This window comes from Neorhizobium sp. S3-V5DH (assembly GCF_004343065.1).
GTDB lineage: Bacteria > Pseudomonadota > Alphaproteobacteria > Rhizobiales > Rhizobiaceae > Neorhizobium > Neorhizobium huautlense.
The window spans coordinates 112,793-125,206 of record NZ_SMCL01000009.1 but is presented as its reverse complement, the minus strand read 5'-3'; the positions used below and the strand labels follow the sequence as shown (position 1 = coordinate 125,206).

Here is a 12,414-nt window from a genome sequence, read left to right as displayed (position 1 = left end):
TGAATGCGCCAGTTTTCCGATGTGTGCGGGAACTTGTCAAACGAAACTAAGGCGGTTCACGCACCCCTTTTCATGAAGATATTGTCATACAGGAAAACTGTGCCGGATCGGATCAGGCCATCAGTCCGGCTGCCGTAAAACCACCATCTACGGCCAGGATCTGGCCGGTCACATAGGAGGACTGTTCGCCGTCAACGAGGAAGGCGATAGCCGATGCAATCTCCTCCGGTTGACCATAACGACGCAATGGAACCGTGCGCTGCCATTCCTCCCGTGTCACCGCAGTATGGTTTTCCTTGACCATCGGGGTTTCTATCGGCCCGGGTGCGATCGCGTTGACGCGGATCAGGTCGTCAGCGAGTTCAACGGCCATGATCTTCGTCAGCGTGATCAACGCGCCCTTGGAAGCGCCATAAGCCGAGCGACCGAGATTGCCTTTTATCCCGGAAACCGAGGCAATATGGACAATCGAACCGCCGCCATTCTCCCTGAGAACCGGGGCCAGCGCCTGCGATAGCGCAAAGGCGCCGATAACGTTGACCTCATAGATCTTCCGCAGCATGTCGGTCGTCGTATCGGCAAAACGCGCATTGGCGGCAATACCTGCGCTATTGACGAGCGCGGCCAGCGGCGCATTGAGCGTTCGGCATCGGTCGGCCAACTGCGCGACCGCCGCTTCGTCCGTCACATCAAGCGGCGCAAGCGTGATCGCGTGACGATTGCTAAGCCGCTCGCCCAGACGCGCGAGGGCCGAGGCATCCCGGTCGGCGGCAATGACATGCCAGCCGGCGTCAATCAGAAGCTCCGTCGTCGAAAGGCCGATACCCGATCCCGCACCCGTCACGACGACACTTCGCATGCCATTCTCCTAGTTTCCGACAATGACCAATTCGAAGGTGACGCCAACCGGATTATCGCCGCGCGCAAGCCGCCCCTGGTAGATGACGCCGTCCGTATCGACGACCGCCGCATCCAGCGTTGCGCGCGGCCCCTCGGCTGTCTGTTCCAGCAGCCCCGTCTCGACAGCGATCTCGGTCGCCAGGCAGGCAACTCGTCTCCCATCCTCGAACACCGGCTCATTGATGCTGCCGATGCCGAAGATCCTCCCGCTTTCAATCCCGTGCTGATGACACACGTCCTCGATTACCGTTGCGATATCTTCGTTCGGCCGCACCCGCAGCAGCATGCCATTGCCTGACCCGCTTTCGCCCTTGGCGGAAAACAGGGTGAAATTTGTTTCCGGGTCGGGGATCGAATCGAAGGTAGCGGTTGCGCTGCCGTAGCCCTTGACCGTGACTGGCTCACTCACCACGCTGTCGAACGGCAGGACATGGCCCATTCGAAGCCTGTTCTCGCCTGTATCCCAGATACCGTGGCAATGAAGGAAGGGCACACCATCGCGTTCGCCGAATATGGCGGTGGCCTTCTCGAATCTGCCGCCCGCCGACGGCGCAAAAGTCGCGCTGTACCAGGCGGCATGGTCCTCGTCCGGGGAAAAGGCCGGAAGCACGTAGCTGAACGGGTCGCAGGCTCCGCCTTCGATATTGACGAAACCGCCTTTGCAGCCCGCATCTGCAAAAACTCGCGCTACGCCGGCGAGAAAGACTTCGCCCGGTCGCAGCTCGCCTTCGACAGGCCTCAATTCAGTCCGCACCGCCTCATGCCGGATTGGCGCTACAGGTCCCGGATGTTTGAGCTGACGCAGCATCGGTTTTTCATGAGCCGGCTTGTGATCAAGCTCGCCTCTCGCCTGAAGTTCTTCGCGGATCATCTTCTTGGTGATCTTGCCATAGGCGGATTTCGGCAGCACATCCCAGAAGATGAAGCGTTTCGGGATCTTGTAGCGAGACATCTTGCCGTCGATGAATGCAAGCATCTCTGCTTCTGTAACGGTCGTGCCGGGCTTTACGACGCAGACCGCATAACCCACCTCCCCCCAAAGCGGGTCCGGCACGCCGAGCACCGCCACCTCACTGATCGCAGAATGGGTGAGCAGCTTCTCCTCGATCTCGCGGGGATAGACGTTCGAGCCGCCGGATATGTACATGTCGGATGCACGCCCGGTGATATAGAGAAAGCCTTGATCGTCCATGTGGCCAAGGTCACCCGTTCGAAACCAACCGTGGCGGAACGCTTTTTCGTTCGCTTCTGGATTATCGTAGTATCCGGCGAAGACCGCCGGTCCGACGACGCAGATTTCCCCAGTCTCGAAGGGCGGGACCTCTTCACCTGTATCATTCTGGATCGACACCTGCATGCCGGTACGTTCCATACCGCAGGTCCCGATCTTCACGCCTTCCCCGTCTTCCGCCGAATGAAGAGCCGGCGGCAGAACGGTGATCGCGCCCGTTACCTCACCGAGACCGAAATACTGCACGATGACGGATCCCAGGCTCTTCAGCGCCCGTTTCTGATCCTCGCGGTACATCGGCGCACCCGCATAAATCACATACCGCAGCGAGGAGTGATCGTATTTCTCCGCCGCCGGGTGCTCGACCAGGAGCTTGAGGATCGTCGGCACGGTGAACATGGTCGAGACGCGCCATTTCTCGATCAGCGCCCATGCCGCATCGATGTCGAACTTTTCGGTCGGCAACAGGATCGTCTTCGCCCCATGCGCAACCTGGGTCAACTGGTGCACGCCGGCCCCATGCGACAGCGGCGCGACGACCAAAGCCGCATCGGCGGAAGTAACGCCCGGCATCAGGTCGCAGAGATGGTTATTAACCACGAAATTCATCTGGCCATGGGTCAACACCGCCGCCTTGGGCCGCCCCGTCGTACCCGAGGTGAAGAAGAACCAGCAAGGATCATCTCTCTCGACCCGCTCATCGAGAGCCGCCCGTCCAAGAAATTCCTCGACAATTTCGTCGTATGAGGGACCGAATTCCGCTTCGCCGATGGCGATCACGAACCCGATCTGGGCACTCGTCTCGCGCGACACGCGCGCGTGATCGGGAAAAGAGACGTTGCAGATCATGCCCTTGGCGCCGCTGGCCTTGGCGAGATAGGCCACTTCTTCCGGGGTCTGCCGAAAATTGGTCGGCACCCAGACAGCGCCAATCCGGAAACAGGCGAACATGGATTCGAACATCTGGTTGCAGTTCTGCGACTGAACCAGGATGCGGTCACCCTTGGAGACCCCAAAGCGCTGTTGCAAGGCAGCGGCCATGGCATCGATACGCGTCTCGAATTCCTCCCATGTCCAGGTCTTCTCCGCCCAGACGAGTGCCACCCCCCGGGGATCGCGGCGCCTGGCCTGCGTCACGAAATGCGCGAGATTCATGACTCGTGTCGAGCAGGGCACAAGCCCTCCCTTCGGCTCGGCAGGATTACTGGCAGACACCGAAGTGACGGCGTTCATTTCGTCCGCTCCAGAATGGAGACGTAGTTGGCGACAGCCGCACCGCCCATATTGAAAACCCCGGCAAGGGTGGCGTTCGGAATCTGCATCTCGCCTGCGTCGTCACAGAGTTGCATTGCCGCCATCACATGCATGGAGACGCCAGTGGCGCCGATCGGATGCCCCTTGGATTTGAGCCCGCCCGATGGATTTACCGGCAAACGGCCATCCTTGCGGGTAATGCCTTCACGAATAACCCGATAACCCTCTCCGGGTGCCGCAAGTCCCATGGCTTCATATTCGATGAGTTCTGCGATCGTGAAGCAGTCGTGCGTTTCGACGAAATCTAGATCGTCGAGCGACACACCCGCCTCACCAAGCGATTTCTGCCAGGCCCTGCGCGCTCCCTCGAAGGCGATCGGATCGCGCCGCGACATGGCGAGGATGTCGTTGGCATGGTTGCGCGCCTTGAAGGCGACAGCCCGTTTCATGCCGGCGGCAACTTCGGGTGTCGCGATGACCAATGCGGCTGCTCCATCCGATACCAGCGAACAATCGGTACGGCGCAGCGGCGCTGCTACGTAAGGATTCTTGTCCGACACGGTGTTGCAGAAATCGAAGCCGAAGTCCTTCTGCATATGCGCATAAGGGTTCTTCACGCCGTTTGCATGGTTCTTCGCGGCGATCATCGCCAGCTCTTCTGAACGGTCACCGTACCGCTGAAAATAGTGGCTGGCGATGCGTCCGAAGAGGCCTGCAAACCCCCCTTCGACATCCGCCTCCTCTTCGCGATAGGAAGCGGAAAGCAATATATCGCCCGTTTCCTTTGTCGGGAGCGCCGTCATTTTCTCCGCGCCCACGACGAGGGCGATCTTGCCTCGGCCGGAGGCGATAAAATCGAGCGCTGAATAAAGGGCCGCCGAACCCGTTGCGCAGGCGTTCTCCATCCGCACCGCAGGCACGTGGTCCAATCCGTCGGCAGCCATCGCGACGAGAGCGCCTTGAAAGTCCTGCTTGGAAAAGCCGTTGTTGAACACCCCGACGAAGATCCCGTCGACGTCCCTTGCCGTGATCCCCGCGTGTTCGAGCGCCGGATTGATCACCTCGGCCATCAGCTCCCTGGTCGATCCGGCTTCGGACTTGCCGAATTTCGAATGAGCCCAACCGACGATCTGTGCTCCTGCCATGACCTTCTCCCTTGTTTCAGACCCGTTCTGGCGCCCGTGTGCGCGCCGCCAGCTGCGGCTTTGGAATCGGCGCTTTTTCGCCGCCGAAAAGCGCCTTCAGCTTGCCTTGGACTCGCTCCACCTCCTGGCGCAGCAGTGCCATCAGTTCTTTCTGCCGCATTTCATTCATGCGGCTGTCGATGGCCGCTATGGACAACGCCCCGGCGAGACGGCCATCCGGCAGCAGGATCGCCATTCCTATTCCCCAGGAATTGGCAATCACTCTTCCTGGGTTCAAGGCGTAGCCCTGTTCGCGCGTCCGGGCGACATCTCTGCCGATGATTTCCGGAGAATAGCCGGGATACTGGGCCGCGACGACCCCTTCTATTCGGTCGATTATCGCCGCCACTTCTGCATCCGGCAGAGCCGCGAGCATAGCAAGCGACCCCGCACCGACACCCAGTGGATTTTGATCGCCCGCGAGAAGAGCGTGCGTTCGGACTGGAAACGCCCCTTCCTCGCGATGCAGGCAGACGGCATAATCGTCGCGCCGCATGGAAACGAAACTGGTGTCGCCTGACGCGGCGGAAAGCCGCTTCAGGCTTTCGCCAGCCATTTCCAGCAGGCCATGCCGGCGCGAAGCCAGCATGCCGAGCACGTAGAGCTCCCCTCCGAGATAATACCGGCGGGTTAGCTCATCCTGTTCCACCAGGCGGGACCGCATCAACGCCATGAGCAATCGCCGGGCGGTGGGTTTGTTCAATCCGCTTTCGGAAACCACATCGCCAAGGGCAATGCCCTTTTCCGCACGGCGGCCGACGATGGAAAGTAGCTGCAAAGCCCGTTCCACCGCTTGCGCGCCGGTTCCCGAAGCCGCGCTCTCCGACAGGATCGACGGGATTTCCACATTCCGCTCCATAGATGAGCCTCTATCTGGCGCCTGGTTAGTCCTGCTTAGCCCAGCGTTTTGCCGACGGCTTTTTCCAGGATCGCCCAGGCTTCGTCACCATACTTGGCTTTCCAGTCCTTGTAGAAATTCGCGCTGCGCAGCTTTTCCTGGAAAAGCGCACCGTCCGGCTTGTTGAATTTCATACCCTTACTCTCGAGCTCCACTTGGACGGTGGCATTCAGTGCCATGACGTCCTTGCGCTGCAGCTCGGCTGCCGCGTTGAAGTGCTTGGCGACGATCTGCTGCAGGTCTTCAGGTAGCGCCTGCCAGGAGCGGCGGTTGAGCAGGATCCAGAAACCGTCCCACATGTGGTTGGTCAGCGAGACATATTTCTGCACTTCGTAAAGCTTCGCAGTCGCAAGGATGGCAAGCGGATTTTCTTGGCCATCGACGATGCCGGTCTGCAGGGCCGTATAGGTCTCTGCGAAGTTAATCGATGCCGGTGCCGAACCAAAGGCGGTGAACATCGAGGTCCAGAGCGGGCTGACCGGCACGCGAATCTTGAACCCTTCGAGGTTTTTCGGAGACTCGATCGGTCCCTTGGATGAAGTGATCTGGCGGAAACCGTTGTCCCAGATCTTCTCAAGCGTCAGCAGGCCCTTCTTCTCGATCTCTCCGCGGACGTATTTGCCGAGCTCGCCGTCCATCGCCGGCCAGACCTGATCGTAGCTGGGGAACGCGAACCCTACACCGTTCAGCGACGCATTCGGGACGAGCGTCGAAAGAATGATCGGCGACAGGCTGAACATTTCGACGCCGCCGGAACGCACCTGGCTCAGCATGTCGGTATCGGCACCGAGCTGGCTCGAGGGAAAGATGTTGATCGCCATGCGGCCGCCGCTCTCCTCCTGAATCTTCGCCACCGCTTCCTTGGCGCGAATGTTCATCGGGTGGGTCAAAGCCTGGTTGTTCGCGAACTTGTAGGTGAACTCGGCGGCATTCGCGGGCCGCGTGCGGATCGAAAATGTGGTGGCGAGACCGGTCGTGGCCGCGCCCAAAAGAATAGTTCTGCGATTGACGTTCATGAAATCCTCCTCCGATTTCAGTTCCCGGTTATGCGTTTCCTGCCCTCTCACAAAAAGGCGGTGGAAAAATAGGGCACAGCTGCGATCACCAGAAGGCCGATCATCAGCGCGCCGATATAGGGCCAGATGGCCTTCATGGCTTCGTCCGGCGAAACATTGCCGATTTTACACGCGATGTAGAAACCGATGCCGATCGGAGGGGTCATGAGACCGATATTCATCGCCGTCACCACCACCATGGAATAGTGAATGTCGTTGATGCCGAGCGAGCGAGCGACGGGGAACATGATCGGTGCCATCAGCACGATCGCCGGCAGCCCTTCGAGCACGCAGCCGAGCACCAGAAAGATGAGGATGGTGACGCCCATGAAGGTCATCCAGCCGCCCGGCAGTCCCTGCACCGCATCAACGAGCTGGGCGGCAAAACCGGTCTGCGTCAGCGCCCACGCCATGGCCGAAGCAGCTCCCAGGATCATCAAAATTGCACCGGAAAGTGCCGCGGTCTCAACCAGCATCGAATATAGCCGGCCATAGCTGATGCCGCCATAAAGCAGGACGCCAATGATCATGGCGTAAAGCACGGCGATGGTCGAAACTTCGGTAGCGGTTGCAATGCCCTCACCGACCGCCGTGCGGATCAGGAAAGGCAGCACGAGGGCCGGCGCCGCGACCAGAAGGGCTTTCTTGACGACCGGCAACGGCGCCCGGCGCACGCCGGCCATGGATTCATGCCGCGATTTCCACCGGGCAAGGACAGCCAACACCAGGAGCAGCACCATGGCGATTGCAAAGCCGGACGTAAACAGGCCCGCGATGGAAACTCCGGCTGCTGATCCCAACACGATCAACACGATCGAAGGAGGCACGGTCTCGGCCATGGCCGCCCCGGTCGCGAGCAGCGCAATCATCTCCGGCGGCTTGTGACCGCGCCGTTTCATTTCGGGAAACAGCGCCGGCGCAACCGTCGCCATGTCCGATACTTTAGAACCGGAAATACCGGAAACGAGAAAAAGCGACCCGAGCAGCACATAAGACATGCCGGCGCGCACATGCCCAAGCAGCGAGGCCAGGAATTCGACGATCGCCTTGCCCATGCCTGTCGCGTCGAGGATGCAGCCGAGAAGGACGAAGATCGGCACCGAGAGCAGGATAATGCTCGACATGCCTTCGTCGATGCGACCGATCATCACGAAAACCGGTACCGAAGTGGTGAAGGTGAGAAAGGCGAGCGTTCCGAGGCCGAAGCAGAAGGCTATCGGCACGCCGAGCACCAGAAACAATCCCACGAAGCCGACCAGAAAGATTGGAATATTCCAGTTGCCGATCTGCTTGAGACTGGGTCCCGCAACCCACAGAAGACCTGTGATTGCCGCGATCAGAATTATACTACCGGCAACGCGCCTGACGCTTGACCCTCTAAGCCCCTTGGCCAGCGCCAGGATCAGCATCAGGGCGATACCAACAGGCAAAGCGGCTGCTCGAAAACTCATCGGGATATTGAGCGCAGCAGACGTAATGAAGGACTCCTCGATTGCATATTCGTAGGCGGGCAGCAGCATGGCCGCGAGGAACACCGCCATTAATAGCATCGTCAGGGTATGGGCCAGGTCCTGCAGCCTTCCGGGCAGCATCCCCACGAACAGGGTAAGCCTCAGATGCTCATTGCGGTCGACCGCCATTGCGGCTCCGAGCATTGCGAGCCAGAGGAAGGAAATCGAGGCAACCTCGTCGATCCAGACGATCGGAAGCGAAAAGACATAGCGCGAAACGACCCCGGTCAGAAGCAAGCCAATCACCGCCACAAGCAGCATGGCTGCGACCCACTCCACGGGACGCATCCAGATCGACCCGCGCTGCTGTGGAGCTACACCTTCAAGGCCGGCAAGCAACGAAGCCTCGTCCATGGACTCGATCACGTTGTTCGCTGCCGTCACAACTCACCCTCCTCCGAACAGGCGCACGCGAAGGCCGAAAGCAGACGGGGAAAGCGGCTCACCGCGAATTTGAAACCGCAACGCCTCCTCACCGGCGTCGCCGTTCCTCCCTGTCTCAGGCTCCTCCAGCCTCAACAATAGTCCACTTTCTGGACCTGGTTCTCTCCGAACTCCCCAAACTCTGCGCGAGCTTCGTCAACTAGGCAAGCGTAAAATCGGTACAGAAGGAAAAATCTTCTTTTCTGGTTCATATCATGGAACAAGAATCAGCTCAGGTGATGCTCCCGGAGACCGTGACATGCAGACCTCCGTCCACCGGCAATTCCACGCCGGTGATGTATTTCGCCTCATCAGAGGCAAGGAAGACGGAGGCCCAAGCAATGTCCCAGCCGTCTCCCTGCTTTTTCATAGGTGCCAGAGCATCGCGTCTGGCTTTCATTTCTTCCGCCGAACCATAATAGCCACTTATCTGCTTCTGGATGTGAGGCGTATCCATGACGCCGGGAAGGATCGTGTTGGCGCGGATGCCTTTTGCGGCATATTCGATCGCGATGGCCCGCGTGAAGTGGTTGAGGCCTGCCTTCGATGCATAATATGAAACATAGGGATAGCCGGTCCACCTGATGGATGCGAGCGACGAGATATTGATAATAGCACCACCTCCCTGCCGCTCCATAATCGGCAAGACCGCCTTGCAGGTCAGGAAAGCGCTGGTCAGATTGACGTCGATCACGCGCCGCCAGCTTTCCTCGGTCGCCTCCGCGGCACCGCCCGGAAGATTGATGCCGACATTGTTGTGCAGCACATCAATGCGACCGAACCGCCCCATGGTCTTTTCGATTACGGCAGCGATATCATCGGATTTGGTCACATCAGCGGCAAGCGCCAGACCGACGCCACCCTCGGATTCGATCACCTCAAGAGTATTCTCGGCAGCGTCCCTGTTGACGTCGACACAGACGACGCTTCCGCCTTCGCGAGCGTAGGCAACAGCCGCCGCCTTGCCGTTTCCGAAGCCAGGTCCTACTGACCCCGCGCCGAACACGACGACGATCTTGTTCTTCATGCGATCCATGCGTTAATCCTCCCGCTCGCCCTCCAGACGGCGAGACGCAACTTAAGCACCTCGGAGCTGCCGGTCCATGTTCAATCCCGAACAGGATATGTGCAGAAACGTGCCCGCTTGGCTGAGCCAGTTGCCGAAGCATTGCCGCAATCGCTATTCTTGCTCAGGGCTCGAAGTCGCGAAAGCACCTTCGGCCAGATGTCTGGCATGGTCGCGGATATCCTTCGGCCATGGCGCGACCAGATCGGCAAACCGGTCAGCCTGCCCTGCATAGAGCGCTCGAGCCGCCTCTTCGTAGCCCGGCTGATCGCCAGCGAGCGCCTGCATGAAGCGATCGGCAGCCTCCTGAGCCTGTCGCTTGCGATTGTCGGGATCACCGGCAGCCCGCGCAGATTCGACCAGTTTCCGCAATGCGACGGATGCACCTCCCGGTTGCCGGTTAAGCCATTCCCAATGCCGCGGCAACAGCGTCACTTCGCGAGCGACGACACCAAGCTTCGGACGCCCCGGCCGCCGTTCCGTCGGCTCAACGGAACTTTCGGCGCCCGTCGGTAGGCGCGCAAGGCACTCCTCCACATCCCCACGCAGGTCGAGATCGACTGGCCGCCCAGTAGCGTCATCGAAGATCAGAACTCCGCTTGTTTCCTCGGCTTTCAATGCCGTGACGACTTCGACCGGCGAGCCGCCGACGATGCGTTTATCGCCCTGAAAGGCGGTCCAACTGAGCTTCACCCCGCTTCTCCTCATTTCGGAAATGATTTATCCGGGTAAAACTGCAGGGTCAATCGGCTTGGATTGCCCGCTGCCTCAGACGAGAGACGCCATCCTCGAGCCGCCGGGCGAATTGGATGATGACCCGCCGAGCGGCCGGTTCCAACCCCCTGGCGATCAGCCATGACAGGAGGAAGAGGACCGCAACCAACGCGACGCCGACTATCCAACGATCATCTTCCGTGCCGAAATGAGCGAAGACGGAGTAGCCGATGTTTTGATGGAGCAGATAAAGGGGGTAGGTCAGTCCGCCCAGGCCCATAGCCAGGCCAGGAGCAATCCGCAGTGACGGCGAGAGCGCGGCAATGGTCATGACCGCAAGCGCTGCCGGACCTATAATGGCCAGGCCGACAACCTGCCGGCTCAGGCCATAGGTCTCGACGAAATCCGATTCGGTGAGGAAAGGCGTAAACATGGCCCAGATAGCGGCTGCGCCGAGGACGCAAAGATTTCCAGCCGAACGATGCCGCTGGGTTTTGTAGAGCACCAAGCCGAAGGCGAAGTAACCGGAATACTCTGTGATCAGCAGTTTTTGCAGGACGCCGCTTCCGATTGCAATTTCATTGCAAGCGGAAATGCTAAGCCACAGCAGGATGAGCATGCGCCAGCCGCGGTCGAAAAAGCCTGTTGCAATCAGCAGAAATATCCAACCGTAGAAGATGATCTCGTACGCAATCGTCCAATAGGCACCATCGAGGAAAGGCTGGCCTAGCGCTCTTGACAGGATGACAGCATGCGCCATCCACTGCTCAAGCGTCGGGGGCTGGAGGGACGGTACCGGCATGGCTGTCAGAACGATGGCGGTAATCGTCGCGCAGACGATAAAAGTCGGCCAGAGCCTGGCCACCCGCCCGACCGCAAATTCGTAAGCCGAACGTCCTTCTGCCGACATCGTGATGACATAGCCGGAAATGGCAAAGAAGATCAGGAGGCCGGTGTCGAACCACATGGCCAGCGGCGCAAGCTCCGGAAAACCGATGCCGCCGCCCTCCCCGGAAATCTGCATGCGGAATCCGTAGTGGAACAGCAGCACCATCAGTGCCGAAATGAGGCGCAGCAGATCCAGGTTAAGGATACGTGGCGTCTTCCCAATCGTCATCGACACCTCTCACAGGACAATTTGCGGCATCTTATGGAATGAGCCTTTGAAAACCGTGAATCCATCGGAAAGAATATGAATAGATCTGACCGGTGAGATCTTCCCGCACGCAACGTCTTCCCTTTCCGCCGTGAATGGCGTTTCCTCTTGTCTTGCGAGCGGATTCGGTCAGGACATCGAGGAGGATTCCCATGACGATCTTTGTTTGCTCCGCCTGCGGCACATCCTTCGATGACGGCGAGCATCCACCAAGAACATGCCGGATCTGCGCCGACGAGCGCCAATATGTGCCGACCTCCGGACAGGTTTGGACGACGCCGGAAAAACTTGCTCTCGCACACCGGAATACGTGGTTTCAACTCGAGCCGGGATTGATGGCCATCCAGACTGTTCCGGCCTTCGCCATCAACCAGCGTGCGCTGCTTCTGCATACGCCGGCCGGAAACGTGCTCTGGGATTGCATTGCTCTGCTTGACGAAGCAACTAAAGCAATTATCCACGCGCTTGGCGGCCTGAGCGCAATTGCCATCTCGCACCCTCACTACTACACGACGATGCAGGACTGGGCCGCCGCATTCGACGCGCCTATTTATCTTCACGCCGCGGATAAAGAATGGATCTGCCGTTCCTCTGATTACATCCGCCTATGGGAAGAGGATGCTCTCGTCCTTTCCTCCGCCGTCACGCTTGTTCATGGCGGAGGACATTTCGCCGGCGGTACCGTATTGCATTGGGCCGGCGAAGATGGGCAGGGCGTGCTGCTTGCTGGAGACATCGTCCAGGTAACTCCGGGAGCAGATCACGTGTCATTCATGTGGAGTTACCCCAACATGCTGCCGCTCAGTGCCGCGGAGGTAGCGGATGTCGCCGAACGATTGGCGCCATGGCCTTTCGAACGAATCTACGGCGCCTTCTCTCACCAGAATGTGCGACAAGGCGGGCAGGATATCGTGGCGCGCTCTGCGCGCCGCTATATCGATCGGATCAAGAACCCCAACCAGTGATAGGCAATCTGTCGGCCGAGAACACTCGTGTCTGCGACATCTGCGATTGATGCCTTG

The 12,414-nt window shown here is 59.4% G+C and carries 10 protein-coding genes and 1 pseudogene; 1 reads left to right on the top strand and 10 read right to left on the bottom strand.

Features of this window, described 5'->3' with window-relative positions:
* Positions 1-112: 112 nt before the first annotated feature.
* The 10 genes and pseudogenes from EDE09_RS14945 to EDE09_RS14905 form a co-directional block, all read right to left on the bottom strand.
* Entirely contained in the window at positions 113-859 is a 747-nt protein-coding gene (locus EDE09_RS14945; protein WP_132411318.1) for an SDR family NAD(P)-dependent oxidoreductase, read from the bottom strand.
* A gap of 9 nt (positions 860-868) precedes the next feature.
* Positions 869-1,186, bottom strand: a complete 318-nt coding sequence (locus EDE09_RS28665; RefSeq protein ID WP_245505150.1) for a DUF296 domain-containing protein — start codon at positions 1,184-1,186, stop codon at positions 869-871.
* Between the two features lie 534 nt (positions 1,187-1,720).
* Positions 1,721-3,364: pseudogene (locus EDE09_RS28660) on the bottom strand (acyl-CoA synthetase); the annotation flags it as partial.
* Positions 3,361-4,530: an acetyl-CoA acetyltransferase gene (locus tag EDE09_RS14935; protein WP_105373092.1), complete on the bottom strand. Its 1,170-nt coding sequence runs from the start codon at positions 4,528-4,530 to the stop codon at positions 3,361-3,363. The pseudogene EDE09_RS28660 and the gene EDE09_RS14935, both read right to left, overlap by 4 nt.
* A 16-nt stretch (positions 4,531-4,546) precedes the next feature.
* Entirely contained in the window at positions 4,547-5,428 is an 882-nt protein-coding gene (locus tag EDE09_RS14930) for an IclR family transcriptional regulator (RefSeq protein WP_132411316.1), read from the bottom strand.
* 35 nt (positions 5,429-5,463) lie between these two features.
* On the bottom strand, positions 5,464-6,483 hold the full coding sequence (locus EDE09_RS14925; RefSeq protein WP_132411314.1) for a TRAP transporter substrate-binding protein: 1,020 nt from the start codon (positions 6,481-6,483) through the stop codon (positions 5,464-5,466).
* A 47-nt stretch (positions 6,484-6,530) separates the two neighbouring features.
* On the bottom strand, positions 6,531-8,387 hold the full coding sequence (locus EDE09_RS14920; protein WP_132411375.1) for a TRAP transporter large permease subunit: 1,857 nt from the start codon (positions 8,385-8,387) through the stop codon (positions 6,531-6,533).
* 301 nt (positions 8,388-8,688) lie between these two features.
* A complete protein-coding gene (locus EDE09_RS14915) occupies positions 8,689-9,492 on the bottom strand; it encodes an SDR family NAD(P)-dependent oxidoreductase (protein WP_132411312.1) in 804 nt (267 codons plus the stop codon).
* Between the two features lie 144 nt (positions 9,493-9,636).
* Entirely contained in the window at positions 9,637-10,215 is a 579-nt protein-coding gene (locus tag EDE09_RS14910) for a DUF2239 family protein (RefSeq protein WP_245505147.1), read from the bottom strand.
* 49 nt (positions 10,216-10,264) lie between these two features.
* Complete coding sequence (locus EDE09_RS14905) at positions 10,265-11,353, bottom strand: acyltransferase (protein ID WP_132411308.1); 1,089 nt, start codon at positions 11,351-11,353, stop codon at positions 10,265-10,267.
* Between the two features lie 191 nt (positions 11,354-11,544).
* Here EDE09_RS14905 and EDE09_RS14900 point away from each other — a divergent pair, with 191 nt between their 5' ends.
* Entirely contained in the window at positions 11,545-12,357 is an 813-nt protein-coding gene (locus EDE09_RS14900) for an MBL fold metallo-hydrolase (RefSeq protein WP_105373097.1), read from the top strand.
* Positions 12,358-12,414 lie beyond the last annotated feature (57 nt).